The sequence below is a fragment of the Segatella hominis genome (assembly GCF_004535825.1).
GTDB classification, from domain to species: domain Bacteria; phylum Bacteroidota; class Bacteroidia; order Bacteroidales; family Bacteroidaceae; genus Prevotella; species Prevotella hominis.
This window is the reverse complement of the sequence record NZ_SGVY01000028.1, coordinates 31,482-48,868: the sequence shown is the minus strand read 5'-3', so window position 1 is coordinate 48,868 and position 17,387 is coordinate 31,482. Positions and strand designations below refer to the sequence as shown.

Genomic DNA, 17,387 nt, shown 5'->3' with positions numbered 1-17,387 from the left:
ACTAAAGTTTCCCACCCTTGTTTATAGGGCATTTTTGAGTCCTTAATGTTCCATCAATCCCTATAAACAGGGCATTTTAACGGTTACCTAAAAAGTGTTTCATGCCACTTCTTTCCCATTTTCCCTATTTTCTAGAGCTTTAGCCATGACGAGATAAGCAGATGCAGCTTCTTCGTCGTTGATAAGAGACTCTGTCATTTCATCAACTGTCACGCCAAGATGCTCACCAAGCACCTCCAAAAGTCTCTTGATGCATGTTAGTACTCTCTTCCATAAGGTCAATGCCATGAGGTCTTCCTCCATGTCTGTGAAAAGTTCTCCCATGGTCTCATATTCAGAGAATCGTTTCTCCAAAGCCATGGTTATATATGTGAGAAAGCAGAGGGTGCAGTCGGCAATCTGCTCGTCAAAATCTCTTCCAAGGCATTTGCCTAGTCCGAGATACTGTTTACATTCTTTGTTCAAGACTTCTATGTTCCAACGGATTTGGTAAACTTCGAAAGCTTTCACAAAAGTCATAGACAAATCTGTGCTTATCAAAACGTTCCATCTTTGGTTCCTTCCATATCGAATCAGGAATATGCGTAAAGGTTGCTCCCCCAGCTTACCTTGCAAAGATATATAATGGCATTTATATTGGCGACAGTTATGAGAACGCTCTCTTTCATATAGAGCTATCAATTCCAAGGCATTGTGTAATTTGCCATGAACAAGATACTTGGCATTTCCCATTTTCGCCAATCCTACAAGATGCAAGGCTCCTTTGCCAAGCTTTCTAACTTCGCCGATGAGATATTCACAAGTAAACCAGCTGTCACAAAGAACATACTTGGCTCGCAGGCACTTATGACTCCAGGCTCTCTTTATCATATCAACGGCAACCTTCAGTTTCGATTCCGTAGACTCATTAAAGCGGATGGCGTTTGGATTCTCGGCATTACGCTGTTTGGCAAAACGCTTTTTTCGTTGCTTGGAGGTTAGTCCAAAGTCCTTCTTCTTTCCTTTTTCACAGTGCAGCGAAAGGTCTATAGGAATAGTACTCTTCCCATCAAAAAATGCACAAACCAACAGTTTGTACCCCAACACACATTTGCCTTGGACATGGTCGAATACTCTACTGATCTGTTCCATGCTGAAACCTGTCTTTTCCAAGGTGGTATCGTCCAGGATATAGCTCTCCATTCCAGTGGAGACTTCTGCATGCTCTTTGCGGATGATAGCTAGAAAGCGGAGGGACATACCAAGGAGGAGCTTACGCCAATCCATGGAAGCTCTCGTCATCATTCGATAATAGCAGTTCTTGCCAGTACTCAACAAGTCGTAATATGATTTCTTGTACATAGAGTGAATACTTTCACTTGCTATGCGAAACAGACACAAAGACAGGATTAGTTGAACGGCAGGAATACCAGCTTCTTTCTCCAATGATAGCTTGCAGAGGAGATGACCTAGACCAAAACGGGTAAAAAGCGCCATTAAATTGGTTCGCAATGAACTTTTAACACTTAATATGTTTGATAACTCAGAAAAATTGCTTAATTTTGCATTCATAACAGTTACTCTTTAAATCGTTGTTTTTTTGTTCTTTAGCGATTACAAAGATACAACTTTTTATCGAGAAACTGTTATTTTTACCCTACTATTTTGGGGTGGGAAACTTTAGAATATAATCTTCCTTTTGGAATTAGCTTCCATGCAGATCATGCCTGGACCTGGTATGAACCATCACAACGTTATGATAGAAACGGTGACAAGATGGGGGTAAGCTATGATGGTACATTGACCAAAGCTGACGGCAAGGGAAAATGGTGGGAAGGATATGATCCTCAGGATTTATATGCACAGAATCACCCTATGAGTAAAGGAAGTTGGGCAGATGGTATGATCCATCGTCAATGGGCATGGGGGAATGGTGCCGCAATTCCTTCTCAGAAATTCTGTACCAATTTTTACAATAGAACTGTTGATGCTATCAACAGGTATAATCCTGATTTGATTTACTTTGATGTAACAGCGGTACCTTTTTATCCTGTTAGTGATGCTGGTCTGAAGATTGCTGCTCATTTCTATAATCACAATATGGCTACTCATAAAGGCAAGCTGGAAGCTGTGATGTTTGGTAAGATTTTGGATGAAAATCAACGCAAGGGACTGGTTTGGGATGTAGAACGAGGTGCTCCGAATAAGATACAGGAAACTCCATGGCAATCATGTTCTTGCATTGGCGGATGGCATTACAATACATCAATCTATGAGAACAATGGCTATAAGTCGGCTGCTTCAGTAGTCAAGCTACTGGTAGATATTGTTAGCAAGAATGGAAATTTATTGCTCAGTGTTCCTCTTAAGGCAGATGGCAGCTTTGATGAGAAAGAAGAAAAGATCTTGAATGAGTTTGGTGCATGGATGGACATCAACAAAGAAGCTATCTATGAGACGCAACCTTGGAAGGTCTTTGGAGAAGGTCCTATCGCAGAGTCTGACATAAAAATTAATGCACAGGGTTTCAATGAAGGTTCTTATACCCATGCTACTTCAGAGGAAAAACGTTTCACGCAAACTTCCAAGGCTCTGTATGTAACTATGCTGGCATGGCCTTCAGAGCAAAAGGTTATCGTCAAGTCATTGGCTCTGAATAGTAATCTTTTTCCAAAAAAGATTAATAGGGTAGAGTTGTTGGGCTATGGCAAAATACCTTTTACCCGTACTGTAGAAGGACTTATCTTAACTCTTCCTTCCAAAAGGTTGAACGATATAGCTCCTGTCATCAGAATCAAGAAGTGATGATTCAAATCATATTATTGAGTTAATCTGTAATAGATATCTATGCCTGCTTTCTTCCGCATGGCATTCTCCAAGGGCTACAAACAGCTCTACTGCATCGCCTTGGGATACCCAGATGAATCGCCGGAGGCAAAGCCACGACGCCAGGACATGCTTAAGTTCATGGATTAAGATCATAAGATAAATGGAGGTTGACGTCCTAAAACAGGACGTCAACGTCTGAAGATAGATATGCATCTTTTTGAAACATATAGGCAAAATATGAAATATCTTCTTCAAGTTCTTTTTTATACAACTTTAAGTTAAAAAAAAGTTGCTTGTTTGAGAAACTTTGGCTATTTTTGCTCAAAAAAGGACAGATATGAAAAAGAAATTCGATAATACGGATAATATTCTGGGTGGCATAGTGAAAAAAGTTCGTCAGGAAAAAGGGCTATCGCAAGAGGCTCTTGGAAAATATGTGGGGTTGGGCAAAAGCAGCATCAGTAAGATTGAGAGTGGCAAGACCAATATTTCTATAGATGATGCTTCCGTCCTCCTGGAAGCTATGGGTGAGAAACTGAGTGTACATATAGACAGTCAGTATCCGTCAGCAGAGACTATGATGAAGACAACAATCTTTGTCACAGTTGCAGCTTGCTGGTTTGCAGAGGACAAGAAAATTACCAAACAGAAAGCTTTCAATTTCCTCCAAAAGAATCAAGGCATCAGATTTTTGGAGGAGAATTGGGAAATAGAGCAGACTCTGCCAAGGGAACAGATCATAGAGGATTTGACTCGTATTTGCAATAACCATATTGCAAAAGCTAAGAAAAAGGAAAGGAGGATAATGGCGTCATGAGATTGCTGCATGGAAATAATACAGAGATTCTTACTCCTGATCTCTCCAAATGCAAAGGGAAAAACGATTTTGGCAAAGGATTCTATCTCACTCCCAATTGGAAAAGAGCTTGGCAAATGGGCAAACGCAGCACTTTTCTTCATGGAGGAAAAATTACAGTCAATGCGTTCCTGTTTTATCCTAAAATAGGTGAGGAAAAAGGGCTTCAATTAAAATCTTTTAAGGATTCACAACTGAATGGGCAAAGTTCATTCTCCAGAACAGGGAAGAAAACGGATTCAAGCATGACTACGATATTGTTATTGGACCCGTAGCAGATGCTTTCATTGATCAGAAATAAAAAACTATATACGCCTATGTGGGGAAGCTTATCTTGATGAAAGCAACTTGAGTATTCTGGTTTCCAGAATATCCCAATTTGGACTTAGCTATATACAATATTGCTTTTGTACACAAAAGGCTATTAATGAACTCATTAAAGATTGAGAATATGGGAAATAAGTATAATTATGAAAATGTATTAGGTGAAATTGCTTGTTATATAGCAAAAGAATGTAACCTTACTCCAAGCGAAGCTGTAGGTGTGGTAATGAATGATGATTGCACAGACGCTGTCATTGAAGAAATTCAAAAATCAGACAAGATAGACATAGAAGCTTTGGCCTCTCGTTATTTGACAGAGGAACTTTGTTAGCAGACTGCCTTTGTGCATTTTAGGTATGTTGAACCCTATTGAATGGGGTATACCGCATTCTCTTCCATAACCCAACAAAAAAGCATGGCGCAAATCACTGCGCTATGCCCCAATAAAAAAAAACTTATAGTCAAAATAAAAATTAGCTATTCTTCTTTAGTACTTTGCAATCTGAGGATCAAAGTTGGTCCAACCGCTCATCCAGTTGGTGCTGCCATCGAAGCTAAGAACATAGGTTTTGGCACTATTCTTTCTCTGTTGAGAAGCATCGGATTCCTGCAGGAAGCAGAGAAACTCTTGCCGCCACTGCCAATGCTGCCTAGCCAAGTGAAGAAAATGAATGAAAAGAAGGAAAGGGTAAGACATGAAAGATAATGTTGTGCAGGTGAATCTCTGCCTGACCATTGGGGAAATGTGGTCTTCCAGAAATGGATGGAAGCCAATCATCTATTTTAAGGAAGAATAAGAAAGAATACGAAAAGATAATCCGAAACAGAAGCATAGGCAGCTATCTGTTTCGGATTTTTTTGCAATGATTAATTTCCTGCGCAGTTCTTCCTCAACCACATCCCGAAGAAGCGGTCGTAGATGATATAGCTGCCGTTGTACTTGTAGATGAATTCTCTATTGATCAGTGTCTTGAGAGCAAGACTCACGCTGCTGGCGGCAGGCAAGTTGTGGCGGCTGATGAAATCCTGCGAAAGAATGGAGGTGACAGCCTTATCCTGGGCAATGGCAGATAGAAGGGCTGCCTGATTGTCAGTAAGGGAATCGTAGTAATTCACGAATGCCACTTCCTGCTCGTTCACCAATTCCAGGGTTACATCATCTATTTCCGCTGTCGTTATCTCCTTTCCGTTCTGATAGAGTCGGTTCAGAATATCCTGGATATACCAGGTTTGACCATCTACCTTATTATATAAATAGGCAAAGGTGTCATGATTCATAGTCAGATTACGGGTTCCCATCCATCTGTTGGCAAAACGATGATACTCATCCAGGTTGATGAGGGGAAGATTGAGAATTTGCGAACTCTGATAGAATGGGCGCTTTGCCGACAGGAACATGTCGGTCATCATGTGCTGCTTACTGCCTGCAAAGATGAAATATACATTCGGCAAAAACTGGATGTAGGAGCGCAGCAGGGCCTCTGTGCCATCTTCAGGATATTCGGCTATCTGCTGAAACTCGTCTATGGCAATATAGATTCGTTTCTCCGATTGTTTCAGATACTCGAAGATATGTTTGAGAGAATCTTCGCTCTGGCTTGGTGAAACCGTAATCGAGAACGTAGGGATTCCCGTCATCTCATCAAACGACATCGTAGGCTTGTAGCCGGCAAAGAAAGTGGTAATCTTGCGCATGGCAGTTTGCGAGAAAGTATCAACCTTCCCGATAACCGTTTTTGCCAATAATTGGATGAATTGGCTCAGATTTCTCGTGGCATTGATGTCGAGATAGAAACAATGCGTCTCTGGCTCCTGCTTGCTGATGTTCTCAAAGACATGGTGTATGAGTCCCGTCTTTCCGATGCGTCGAGGAGAGATGAGGACGATGTTGCGCTCATTCTGCAAAGCCTTCATGATGAGATCCGTCTCTTTCTTGCGGTCGCAGAAGTATTCTGTTCCCTTATATCCGTAGATAACAAATGGGTTATTCAGCTGTTCCATAACGTTTTATATCTATTCCATGTTTTATGTTACATATTTTATGAAATGCAAAGATACGATTTTTTATGTAACTATCATCATTCTTTTCCTAATAATTTTTAAAACTTTCATTTTCCGTGTTTCAACTTTCTCATAGAGAGCATCGTCGATGAGGTATCTACGACGGTCAAATGACTGTGTTTTTAGAAGAGATTTGTAAGCTCATTTTGTGATATTTCTAAACAGAATATTGCATTTGGACGTTATTTTGTCGTGAAAAATATCTATCTGATATAAAAAACCGCAAAAATAAGAAATATTGCTTGGCTTTTTGCTGGAATTGTTATACCTTTGCATCTAAATACATATTTTATGAAATCTTTTATAAAATATTGCAGTATGACATATAAATGTAGCATATTATAAAACAGGCTAAGTGGATATATTATAACAAGGCTTATATATTATGGTATATCAGATGCTGTATATATTGATGTGTTTTAAGATTATGTGAGGATAATAAATATAAGAAGTGATAGATAATATGAGAATGAAGATTTTATTTGCTTCCCTGTTGCTGGCTGCTTCGGGGCAAGTGCTGGCACAGTCTTCCGGACAGATTGGAGGACAGGTCTTCGATGAGAATGGAGATCCCGTAGTGGGTGCCCAGATTTTGGTAAAAAGTTCTAAGACAGGAACTGTGACCGACATTGACGGTAAGTTCAGTCTGCCAAGTGTAAAACAGGGCGAGACAATCGTGATCAGTTATCTCGGTATGGACTCCCAGACCGTGAAGGCTGCTCCGGGCATGAAGGTGAACATGCACTCGCAAGACCGCCAGCTCGATGAAGTCATTGTCGTGGCTTATGGTGAGCAGAAGAAATCCTCTTTCACGGGTTCTGCAGGAGTATTGGATGCCGATAAAATAGCCGTGCGTCCTGTAAATAATGTAGCTGATGCCTTGGAAGGTCAGGTTGCTGGTGTGCAGATGTACAAGTCTTCAGGTGATCCTTCTGCCACTCCTTCTTTCTTGATTCGTGGTATCAGTTCTATCAATGCCAACCAGGAACCATTGATTATCCTGGATGGTGCACCATTCTCTGGTTCATGGAATGATATCAACCCAAACGATGTGGCTTCCATGACCGTATTGAAGGATGCTGCATCCAATGCTCTTTATGGAGCCCGTGGTGCCAATGGCGTCATCATGATTACTACTAAGAATCCGCAGAAGGGCAAAACCGTGGTTACGCTGGATGCCAAGTGGGGCAGCACGAGCCGTGCCACCCAGGATTATGATATGATTTCCGACCCAGGACAATATTATGAGTTGCAGTATGGTGCTGTCTATCGCAATAATATCGCCAATGGCATGACTCCTTATGCTGCCCATGCCGCAGCCAACAAATCTATTATCAGCAGCGATACTTCCAATGGCGGTTTGGGTTATCTCTGTTATGCAGTGCCAGACGGCCAGTATCTCATCGGTGATAATGGCAGGTTGAATCCGAATGCTACTCTTGGCAATCGTGTATATTATAAGGGTAAGGTATATACAGTCACTCCAGACAACTGGTTGGACGAGTCTATGCGTCACACCTTGCGTCAGGAATACAACGTGAGCGTGAATGGTGGTAACGATGCGGCTCAGATGTATGCTTCCTTGGGTTATCTCAACGAGCCTGGTATCGCCTACGGCTCAGGTATCAAGCGCTATACCGCCCATCTGAAGTCAACCTTGAAGGCTAACGAATGGTTGAAGGTGGGTGGCAATGTGAACTATGCACATACCAATACCGACCAGGCTGGTTCTAACTCTGGCTATAATGTCTTCTATGCAGCGAGCCGTATAGCTCCGATTTATCCTCTTTATATACGTGATGGCGAGGGCAATATCATTACCGACCAGAATGGTAAGATGTGTGACTATGGTGATGGTGCAGTCAACGGACTTGTGCGTAGCGTAGTAGCAAAGCAGATCAATTCGTTGAAGGACGACCAGTTGCAGACCAATAATTCAGTGGCTAATTCCTTCTCTTTGGCTGGTTTTGCCGACATCACTCCTACATTTGTCAAGGGATTGAAGTTGACTCTCAATGGCACGGTGAGTGATTATGAGTATCGCTATACCTCCACTTATCAGCCTTTCTATGGTTGGGGTGCAATGTCTTATCCGGAGGGACAGGTGAGCAAGAGCCATAGTCGTACGTATGCAACCAACTTCCAGCAACTCATCAATTATGCCCATAGCTTTGGCAATCACAATATGACTTTGCTCTTCGGTCATGAGAATTCTACTTCTACAGACGAGGGCGTAAGTGCTACGCGTTCTGGTATGTTCTCTTATTTCGACAACCAGGAATTGAGCGGTGCCATCAAGGTTCAGGATGGCAATTCAAACCAGTCAAAATATAATACCGAGGGCTATTTCTTCCGTGGTATGTATGATTATGACGGCAAGTATTTTGCACAGGCTTCCTATCGCTGTGATGCATCTTCCAACTTTGCTCCTGGTCATCGCTGGGGTAGTTTCTATTCCTTCGGTGGTGCTTGGATTCTCACCAAGGAGAAATGGATGGAGAGCAGCAAGGGATGGCTCGACATGCTGAAAGTGAAGGCTTCCTTCGGTCAGCAGGGTAATGATGGTATCGGCAGCAACCTCTACCGCGACCTCTATGTGGTGCGCAACAATAATGGCGAGGTGGCTGTTACTGTCAGTTCCAAGGGTAATCCTAACATCACTTGGGAGACCAATACCAATGTCAATGCAGGTGTGGAGTTCGGTATGTTCAATAATCGCCTGACTGGTAGCTTGGAATATTTCTATCGCAAGACCACCGATATGCTCTGCTATGTCTATTATCCTAAGTCATACGGCTATGATGGTATCTATGACAATGTAGGCGATATGGTAAACAAGGGTGTGGAACTTTCCCTCTCTTATGATGCCATCCGTACCAAGGACCTGGTGTGGAACATCAATCTCAATGCCACCCATTATCGCAATAAAATCGTCTCTCTGAATCCAGACAATATCAACAGTACATTGGAGGGTCATGGCGGATATGTAAGTGAATTCTACTTCTATGGTGAGGGACTTCCGATGTACACCTGGCGTATGCCAAAGTATGCAGGTGTGGCAGAGGATGGACAGTCTATGTGGTATGTGACCGACGAACAGGGTAATACTACGACCACCACCACTTATAATGATGCGACAGACTATAACTGTGGCAATCCAACTCCTGATATCTATGGTGGTTTTGGTACCAGTGTGAATTTCAAGGGATTCGACTTGGCGTTCAATTTCTCCTATTCCATCGGTGGCAAGGTGCTTGATGAGGGATACAGAAACCTGATGGGCAGCCCTACATCCACCAGTCTGGGTTACAATTTCCATAAGGATGTGCTCAAGGCATGGTCTGAGGATAATACCTCTTCCAATATACCTCGTTTCCAGTTTGGTGATGACTATTCCAACTCTACTTCCGACCGATTCCTGACCAATGGTAGCTGGTTGAGCCTGAACAACATCAACCTGGGCTATACATTCCCTAAGGTATGGTCGAGCAAGTTGGGCTTCAGCAAGATGCGTGTCTATGCCTCTGCAGATAATGTCTGTCTCTGGACCAAGCGCAAGGGTCTTGATCCTCGAACCAGTTCTGCAGGTTCTCCTGGTACAGAGAACTATTCGTTCACACGTACCATTTCGGCTGGTGTAACACTCCAATTCTAACTCTCAAACAAAAGGACGATTATGATGATGAACAAGAAAATAATGAAGATGGCTGTGATGCCATTCATGATATTGGCTGCTTCTTCCTTGATGCAGAGTTGTATAGAGGAAGAGTTTCCTACTGATTATGCGACAGGTGAGCAGATGCAAACTGCCAAGAACCCTGGCAAGATATTACTCAACGGCTTGAATGCCAAAATGGTGGAGCAGTTCTCTTATAACGGAGCACAGGTAGCATACGACTGGGGTTATCCAAGTCAGATGCTGATACGTGACATCCTGGGTGGCGATGAGCCTGTTAGCAATGTCACCAATGATTACTTGGCATGGATAGCCGACGGCACCTCGCTCAATATGTTCTCGCTCTATACCTATTCTTATTATTATGACCTGGTGAGCAATGCCAACAACATGGTGGAGAAGTTCGGTTCTGATGATTCTGACCAGAAGGCATACGCCGGTGCGGCTCGTGCCTACAGAGCATTGGCTTATCTCGACATGACCCGTATGTTTGAGTACAAGACCACGGGCTTCAGCAGTTTGGATGCTCAGGCAGAGAAAAGCAAGGTGGCTGGACTCACCGTGCCTATCGTGACAGAGAAGACAACCGCCAAGGAGTCTAAGAATAATCCTCGTGCTCCATTCTATACCATGTATCGTTTCATCCTGAACGACCTGAAGTTGGCGGAATCAGAGATGAAGGGTTTTGAACGTGCCAACAAGACACAGCCAGATGAGAGCGTGGTCTATGGACTGGAGGCTCGTCTGTGGCTGGAGATGGCTACCCGTTTTGAGAAGAATCCAGAAGACTTGGCTACCCAGCTCGCTCATGAGGAAGATGCTGATGGCTACGCTAAGTTGGGTGTGACCACCGCTGATGAGTGCTATGCCAAGGCTGCAGAATATGCACAGAAGGCGATGGCGCTCGATGGCTATGCTCCGCTGAGCAGCGACGAGTGGCACAATGAGAAGACGGGCTTCAATCTTGCTACAGGTGCCTGGATGTGGTCTGCTTCTATGCAGGACAAGGATATGTTGACCTACTATTGGTATTCATGGTTGTGCTGGATGGGTTCTGAGGCTCCTAATCTCACATGGGGTGGTATGGGCACATATCGCTGCATCGACAAGTCTCTCTATGAGAAGATGCCTGATGCCGACTGGCGCAAGACTACATGGGTGGATCCTTCTGATGTGAATGCCACAGCGGTTCCTTCTAAGTATAAATCCATCCTCAAGTCAGACCAGTGGCAGGATCTCCCAGCTTATGCCGGCATGAAGTTCCGCATGAGCTCTGGCAATCAGACCGATTACAATGTAGCGATGCTTTTCGATATACCTCTGATGCGTGTAGAGGAAATGTACTTTATCCTGGCTGAGGCTAAGGCACACACACAGAACGTGGAGGCAGGCAAGATGGTCTTGACTGATTTCATGAACACCTATCGTTATACCGATGGTTCATACCAGTGTGCTGCTACCGATATGGATGCTTTCATCCAGGAACTGATGGTGCAGAAACGCATCGAGTTCTGGGGTGAGGGACTTGTCTATTTCGACCGCAAGCGTCTCGGTATGCGCATCCAGCGTTATTATGATGGCAGCAATTATCCAGCCTCTGCCCAGCTCAATTCCAAGGAAGGCAAGGTGGCTCCATGGCTCAACTATTACATCTACGACTATGAGCGTGACCAGAATACAGCCGTGGTGCTCAATCCAGACCCAACGAATGCTGCGACCTCTCAGACGGATTATTGATTTCGGATTCATTTATAAAAGGATTTAGATTAGAAATTATGAAAAAGTTCATATATCAGATATTGATGGTGCTGGCTATAGGTGCAGGATTCACAGCCTGTGATAGCGATGACGACTACCAGCCTGGAGCGCCAACCCCTGCCAACAGTATGCAGGTGTATTTCGATGCCGACAATACTGCCGACTATGTTTGTGGTCCTGGCGAACAGCCAGAGATAGAATTGAAGGTATCTCGTGTGAATGACAGCGAGGCTGCCGAGGTGCCTATCGTCTGCAAATCGGCAAGTGAGGGACTCACCATCCCGTCATCGGTGAAGTTTGAAGCTGGTCAGAAGACGGCATCTCTCACCATCGGGGTGGGAGAAATGGAGGAGGATAAGAAGTATTCCTTCGACCTTGCCATTGATGAGGCTTACGCTGATCACTATAGCAGTCAGTTCAAGGGTACTTCCCATTTTAGCGGTTATGCACTGCAGGCTTCCTGGAAAACATACGTCAAGGATGCGGACATGACCTGGACCATCAACGGAAACCAGCAGAAGTGGACTGTGGATATCGAGCGCCTGGGTAGCACCAACCGCTATCGCATCAAGGATTTCGTAGGTTCCGGTCTGGACATGGTGTTCCTGGTAGGTGGTGTGGCATCGGGAGCAACTTCCTACAACAAGATACTGCCATATACCAATTATTACAGTTATAATGACGAAACCGTAGATGGCTATTACCTCTATGATTCCAGTAAGGGTGAATGGCCTTCATGGACGGTGGGCGACAAGACCGTGTCTTGCCTCTGCATCATGAACTCTTATATCGGTTATGGTGATTATTCCTATGTCTCCTTCAAATTGGGTTATTGTGTATTCGCTACTTATTCCACAGATTATACCGATGGAACTTCTGAAGGCTACAACTATATCGAAGTGATGTGGAATCCATAGGAGTGAAATGAGGAGTCATGAGCAATCTATAATTTCATGAACAAAATGGAATTTCATGAACAGAAGAAAATAAAATAACATTAAAATAGCAATAGAATGAAAAAGATATATAGCATATTATTCCTCCTCATTGCCGTTAGCCTGGGCTTCAGCTCATGTAGCGATGATGATGTCGTAAAGACACAGTTGGAGGCTCCCGCTATCTCATCGGATATCACGAAGGCCACCTCGCTGTCTTTCAACTGGCAGCCTGTGGCTGGTGCTACCCAGTATGCATACGAATTGTATGATGCCAATGACAACCGGGTGCTGGGAGATATGACAAGTGGTACAACCCTGATAGCCACGGGTCTGGAGCCTACCACCACCTACACCCTGAAGGTATGGGCATACGCAGCATTGACTGGCGATAAGAGTACATCACCTATCGCCACCCTTACCGCTACTACCACAGCCCAAACTCCTTTGGCTAACCCTGTACCTTCGGCAAGTTCTGCTAACGGCGGTGTAACCATCACCTGGCCTGAGGTGGAGAATGCCACCGGTTATTCTTACCACTATCAAGATGCAGACGGCAAGGAGGTGAGCGGACAGACGGAGACCAACAGTGTGCTTCTTACTGGTCTGGCTATCGGTGAATACACCATCTATATCACGGCTACAAGTTCTGACCCGGAATATGCCGATTCAGAGCCTATCGCACTGAAATTTGAGCGCACCAAGGCTGAGGTATGGCGCCATACGGGAACTTACACATCTGCAGCCCTTGGCGAGTCGTTTACCGCTACCCTCGTTCATTATGATGATGGTAGTTATACTTTGGAGAATCCGTTGGGTGAGGAAGGTTATAGCATCAACTTCACCGTTCCTGAGGGTTCTACCGAGATAACTCCTTCCACTACAGCCGACGACTATGGTTATTATTCCATCTATCTGAGCAGCAAGTATTATGTGAGCATCTATCCGTCAGGAGGCTATTCCCAGTTTACAGGCGATGAGTATGCTGGCGAGGTTTGGTTCTGTTCATATCTTTATGATTATGATGGCAATCAGATAGGTGATACTTATGGCTATGACGACTTCACCTGGAGCGATGGGGATGAGATTCCAGAGGGCTGCAAGGCGGAAGTGCCAGCCATGCTTACTACCACTTGGGGACAGTATGCGCCATTTTGGAACGATACACCAACCAAAGATGGCAAGCAGTGCCTTACGGGTTGTGTGGCTACATCCCTGGCTCAGATCTTGAATTATTACAAGTATCCAGCTCAGCTCTCTGATGGTACGGTGATCGATTGGGACAACATGCTTCCTTCTTATGAGGAAGGCAAATATACCGATGCTCAGGCTGCTGCCGTAGCTCTCCTGATGGCTCGTTGCGGCGAGGTTGTCAATATGCAGTATGGCACGGATGTGAGCACCAGTCAGGTATCTGATATTGAGAACTACGGTTTTGCAAAGAAGTTCGGCTATATCGTGAAATATTACGGTTATCGCGACTATCCTAACCAGCAGGATGCTAAGCTCTGGAAGGAAGTTATCTTCAAGGAGTTGAGTGCCGGTCGTCCAGTACTTTATGGCGGAACATCCTATAAGAATGGAGAAAATAACTATTTCTCTCATTCCTTCGTGATAGATGGTTACAACAGCAAGGGCCTCGTGCATGTGAACTATGGTTTCAATGGAGCCGGTGATGCCTGGGTGCCTATCGACAAGATGCCGCTGAAGACAGGTGGCTGGGATGAGACTTTCGATACCTATCAGACTCTGGTAGTCATCCATCGTCCTCAGGATGGTGAAATCAATTATGAGCTTCAGCCACAGTAACGTAGAATTCTTATGGTTTGGGAAGAAATCCGTAATTAAGTAAACGATTTCATACAATTATAATAAGGAATTGCGTGGTTATTGCTTTTCTTTTTGTACCTTTGCATCCGTTTGGCAAAAATACTTACCAAATCATGAAGGAAAGAAAATTCATTTTGAATATCAGTTAATATCTAATAATAAATAAAAAGTAATGGCTACACTTACAATTTCTATTATTGTCGTTTTCGTGCTCGGCTATGCGCTCATAGCTACCGAAAGCTTGACAAAGGTAAACAAAGCTGCGATTGCCCTGTTGATGTTGGTAGGTTGTTGGACCCTCTACATGGTGGATCCGATGCAGTATCTCCAGTTGATGCACCCTGATTATACAGGTGGCGCTGCAGGTATGGTAGAGAAGGTGACCGGAATCATTCAGGAACATCTGGGCGATACCGCTACTACACTTTTCTTCCTGATGGGGGCGATGACCATCGTGGAAATCGTAGACCAGAATGGCGGTTTCAACTGGGTTCGCAAGGTGATGAAGACCAAGTCTAAGCGTGCGCTCCTCTGGCGTATTGCTATTCTCACTTTCTTCCTCTCTGCCATCCTTGACAACCTGACTACCAGTATCGTGATGATCATGATTCTCCGCAAGCTCGTCACCGATCACAAGGACCGCATGGTTTATGCATCCCTTGTCATCATTGCGGCTAACTCGGGTGGTGCTTTCTCACCAATCGGCGACGTAACCACCATCATGCTCTGGAACAAGGGACTGATTACTGCTGCCGGTGTTATCGCTGAAATCTTCATCCCATCTGTAGTTTCTATGGTGATTCCTGCTCTCATCCTTCAGACCATGTTGAAGGGCGAACTCGTCATGCCTGAGGCTTCTGCCCAGCAGAATGCATCTGTGAGCGATTTCACTGAGGGTCAGCGCAAGGCTGTGTTCTGGCTCGGAGTAGGCGGTCTGATCTTTGTTCCTATCTTCAAGAGTATCACCCACTTGCCTCCATTCGTAGGAATCCTCCTGGTATTGGGCGTTCTCTGGACTGCTACCGAAATTTTCTATCGTGGTTTGCATCGCGGACAGGATGCAGAAGGAACTCAGAAGCGTGTTACCAAGTTGCTTTCTCGTGTAGATATGAGTACCATTCTCTTCTTCCTCGGTATCCTGATGGCGGTATCTTGCTTGGCTGAGATTGGCGTATTGACTGCTTTGGGTCAGGGTTTGAACGTCGTATTTGATGGCAACCACTACCTCGTAACTGGTATCATCGGTGTGCTTTCAAGTATCGTGGACAATGTGCCTCTGGTGGCTGGATGTATGGGAATGTATCCTGTGGCTGCTGCTGGCGATATGGCTGTGGATGGTGTCTTCTGGCAGTTGCTGGCCTACTGTGCCGGTGTAGGTGGTTCAATGCTGATTATCGGTAGTGCTGCTGGTGTGGTAGTAATGGGCTTGGAGAAGATTACCTTCGGCTGGTATATGAAGCATATCTCCTGGATTGCTTTTGTAGGTTACATCGCAGGTATCGTTTGCTACTGGTTCATCCGCACCTTCCTTTATGCTATCTAAGGGATAAGCATTTCCAGGTATAAATCCCACATGCTCTGAAAGGGCAGAAGCTTTCTCGCTTACGTGGAAAAGTTTTTGAAAGAAAAGTCTCATAGCCTCATTTTTCAGTTGAAAATATTGGCTTAAAGACTTGACAGATGATAAGATAAAAAGAATGAGACTTCTCGGTTCTGATGCCGGGAAGTCTCATTTATTTATGATGGAATATCTGGTTAAAGGTTATTCTTGTTGATGATTGATTTGGCAATCATTATTATGTTGCCCAAATTCGGGTTCTTAGTTTGGGCACTTGTTGCCCGCCTCGTGAGCAACGGTTGCTCGTCTCATGTTCACCGATTCCCCATCACGTGATCCCCGAGGGACCGCTTGGTGAGCATGGTAGGAACTTCTGGAGGGGCTTCTCCAGCTTTTACCTTTTCTTTTGGAATCAATAGTCATACGGATTTTTCTTAACTCTCCGTCTAAGTAAACGCCTTGAAAGGATCTTCTTTTAAGGAATCTTTGAATTTGCCAAAATCTTGTTTCATGGACTTATAGCGTTTAGCTAAGTCCTTTAACTCCTTTTCAAAATGAGGAGTTGTTTCAATATTATATCTCATCGAAAAGTTCGTCTGCGGATTTTGCTTTCAATTTACCCTTCTTTATCATTTTTACTTCACGTAGTCCTTGACAAATTCCTTCGGTTCTGTCAATTGACTGCTGAGGAATTATTTCAAACAAAATAATTGCTGAGGCTTCTGTTGTCTCTTTTAGCATTGCTCTTTAGAATATTGAGCAAATCCGTATCTATTCTTATAGAAGCGGAAGATTTTGTTTTTATTGTTGTACTCATATTACTTACATTTTAACTATATGTGTGCAAATTATTATAACTTCTAAAGTTTTTGGGATTTTTTTATTGAATTAAACTTTTGTTTTTTTTCTTTAGCTTATTCTTTTGAGATCCATGTATATGTTGCTGCATCCAAAAAGCGTAGAATCCTGCCGGCATCACTGCCTGCAGGATTCTACGCTTTCCCTATTATTCTTAATATGTCGTCTGCAAATAGAATTCTATTGAACTCTACAGAACTCTCTTGTGATTTCTTATTCAGCATTTGTTTGCTGTTCAGTCTCTGTAGCCTCCTGCTGAGTAGTCTCCTGCTGAGTAGTCTCCTCAGTAGTAGCCTGTGGCTGGATAGGAGTGCCAACTTCTGTTTAATGTTACTTACTTTCTTTCTGGATTCATTGTCGAACCCGCTAATCATAGTCACAATCAGTGTGCAAAAAAGAAGAGTGAAAATGACATGAATTGATAATCAGGTGTTTATGTTTTGTGTACCAAAAGTAGATGGCATGGAAAATGAGGAAAGTATGTGGAAACATTCCCCAAAATCTAAAGTTGCTAGCCAAGTAAGACTTCTTCTTCTCATTTGTGTCCCCTCAAACAACTTTTTTGCTGAAAATTTGGTAGATTCGATAATAATTGTTACTTTTGCGGTGTCATATCCTTACTGGAAGCTCCAACTGGGCGAAGGTGGGATGGACATATATACATAAAAGGCGTATCTGTACGCTTTGGTTTTGACGCTATTAGAACTTCGCAACTTCCAAATG

Annotated in this window: 12 protein-coding genes and 2 pseudogenes; 11 read left to right on the top strand and 3 right to left on the bottom strand. The window is 43.8% G+C overall.

The features are described 5' to 3' along the window. Positions 1 to 99: 99 nt before the first annotated feature. A complete protein-coding gene (locus EXN75_RS10835; RefSeq protein ID WP_134843798.1) occupies positions 100 to 1,551 on the bottom strand; it encodes an IS4 family transposase in 1,452 nt (483 codons plus the stop codon). 117 nt (positions 1,552 to 1,668) lie between these two features. On the opposite strand from EXN75_RS10835, the pseudogene EXN75_RS10830 reads away from it, so the two are divergent. The 6 genes and pseudogenes from EXN75_RS10830 to EXN75_RS17720 form a co-directional block, all read left to right on the top strand. After that, positions 1,669 to 2,784, top strand: a pseudogene (locus EXN75_RS10830) (alpha-L-fucosidase); the annotation flags it as partial. 42 nt (positions 2,785 to 2,826) lie between these two features. Next, positions 2,827 to 2,955, top strand: a complete 129-nt coding sequence (locus EXN75_RS18510) for a hypothetical protein (RefSeq protein WP_255415320.1) — start codon at positions 2,827 to 2,829, stop codon at positions 2,953 to 2,955. A gap of 190 nt (positions 2,956 to 3,145) precedes the next feature. Next, positions 3,146 to 3,625 carry a helix-turn-helix domain-containing protein gene (locus tag EXN75_RS10825; RefSeq protein WP_118117224.1) on the top strand — a complete coding sequence of 160 codons (480 nt, stop codon included), beginning with the start codon at positions 3,146 to 3,148 and terminating at the stop codon, positions 3,623 to 3,625. Next, positions 3,622 to 3,965, top strand: a pseudogene (locus EXN75_RS10820) (DUF3990 domain-containing protein). The gene EXN75_RS10825 and the pseudogene EXN75_RS10820 overlap by 4 nt, the downstream one beginning before the upstream one ends. Before the next feature lie 150 nt (positions 3,966 to 4,115). After that, a complete protein-coding gene (locus EXN75_RS10810; protein ID WP_118117227.1) occupies positions 4,116 to 4,319 on the top strand; it encodes a hypothetical protein in 204 nt (67 codons plus the stop codon). An 84-nt stretch (positions 4,320 to 4,403) separates the two neighbouring features. Beyond that, complete coding sequence (locus EXN75_RS17720; RefSeq protein ID WP_167639499.1) at positions 4,404 to 4,694, top strand: hypothetical protein; 291 nt, start codon at positions 4,404 to 4,406, stop codon at positions 4,692 to 4,694. A gap of 161 nt (positions 4,695 to 4,855) precedes the next feature. Here EXN75_RS17720 and EXN75_RS10805 read toward each other — a convergent pair whose 3' ends face one another. After that, a complete protein-coding gene (locus tag EXN75_RS10805) occupies positions 4,856 to 5,989 on the bottom strand; it encodes an AAA family ATPase (RefSeq protein ID WP_134843825.1) in 1,134 nt (377 codons plus the stop codon). A 523-nt stretch (positions 5,990 to 6,512) separates the two neighbouring features. Here EXN75_RS10805 and EXN75_RS10800 point away from each other — a divergent pair. From EXN75_RS10800 to nhaD, 5 genes are all read left to right on the top strand, one after another. Continuing rightward, a complete protein-coding gene (locus EXN75_RS10800; RefSeq protein WP_134843824.1) occupies positions 6,513 to 9,704 on the top strand; it encodes a SusC/RagA family TonB-linked outer membrane protein in 3,192 nt (1,063 codons plus the stop codon). Between the two features lie 21 nt (positions 9,705 to 9,725). Further along, a complete protein-coding gene (locus tag EXN75_RS10795; protein ID WP_134843823.1) occupies positions 9,726 to 11,462 on the top strand; it encodes a RagB/SusD family nutrient uptake outer membrane protein in 1,737 nt (578 codons plus the stop codon). Between the two features lie 38 nt (positions 11,463 to 11,500). Beyond that, positions 11,501 to 12,400, top strand: coding sequence for a hypothetical protein (locus EXN75_RS10790; protein ID WP_134843822.1), 900 nt, complete (start codon positions 11,501 to 11,503; stop codon positions 12,398 to 12,400). Positions 12,401 to 12,496: 96 nt separating this feature from the next. Next, positions 12,497 to 14,227 carry a C10 family peptidase gene (locus EXN75_RS10785; protein ID WP_134843821.1) on the top strand — a complete coding sequence of 577 codons (1,731 nt, stop codon included), beginning with the start codon at positions 12,497 to 12,499 and terminating at the stop codon, positions 14,225 to 14,227. Positions 14,228 to 14,420: 193 nt separating this feature from the next. Beyond that, positions 14,421 to 15,791, top strand: a complete 1,371-nt coding sequence (gene nhaD, locus EXN75_RS10780; RefSeq protein WP_134843820.1) for a sodium:proton antiporter NhaD — start codon at positions 14,421 to 14,423, stop codon at positions 15,789 to 15,791. 588 nt (positions 15,792 to 16,379) lie between these two features. Here the strand turns inward: nhaD and EXN75_RS17715 are convergent. Further along, entirely contained in the window at positions 16,380 to 16,547 is a 168-nt protein-coding gene (locus EXN75_RS17715; RefSeq protein ID WP_167639498.1) for a hypothetical protein, read from the bottom strand. Positions 16,548 to 17,387 lie beyond the last annotated feature (840 nt).

Excerpts from the sequence above, each read along its gene's own strand:
- EXN75_RS10835 (WP_134843798.1), bottom strand. The coding sequence starts at position 1,551 with ATGAATGCAAAATTAAGCAATTTTTCTGAGTTATCAAACATATTAAGT.
- EXN75_RS18510 (WP_255415320.1), top strand. The coding sequence starts at position 2,827 with ATGCCTGCTTTCTTCCGCATGGCATTCTCCAAGGGCTACAAACAGCTC.
- EXN75_RS10825 (WP_118117224.1), top strand. The coding sequence starts at position 3,146 with ATGAAAAAGAAATTCGATAATACGGATAATATTCTGGGTGGCATAGTG.
- EXN75_RS10810 (WP_118117227.1), top strand. The coding sequence starts at position 4,116 with ATGGGAAATAAGTATAATTATGAAAATGTATTAGGTGAAATTGCTTGT.
- EXN75_RS17720 (WP_167639499.1), top strand. The coding sequence starts at position 4,404 with ATGGCGCAAATCACTGCGCTATGCCCCAATAAAAAAAAACTTATAGTC.
- EXN75_RS10805 (WP_134843825.1), bottom strand. The coding sequence starts at position 5,989 with ATGGAACAGCTGAATAACCCATTTGTTATCTACGGATATAAGGGAACA.
- EXN75_RS10800 (WP_134843824.1), top strand. The coding sequence starts at position 6,513 with ATGAGAATGAAGATTTTATTTGCTTCCCTGTTGCTGGCTGCTTCGGGG.
- EXN75_RS10795 (WP_134843823.1), top strand. The coding sequence starts at position 9,726 with ATGATGATGAACAAGAAAATAATGAAGATGGCTGTGATGCCATTCATG.
- EXN75_RS10790 (WP_134843822.1), top strand. The coding sequence starts at position 11,501 with ATGAAAAAGTTCATATATCAGATATTGATGGTGCTGGCTATAGGTGCA.
- EXN75_RS10785 (WP_134843821.1), top strand. The coding sequence starts at position 12,497 with ATGAAAAAGATATATAGCATATTATTCCTCCTCATTGCCGTTAGCCTG.
- nhaD (WP_134843820.1), top strand. The coding sequence starts at position 14,421 with ATGGCTACACTTACAATTTCTATTATTGTCGTTTTCGTGCTCGGCTAT.
- EXN75_RS17715 (WP_167639498.1), bottom strand. The coding sequence starts at position 16,547 with ATGCTAAAAGAGACAACAGAAGCCTCAGCAATTATTTTGTTTGAAATA.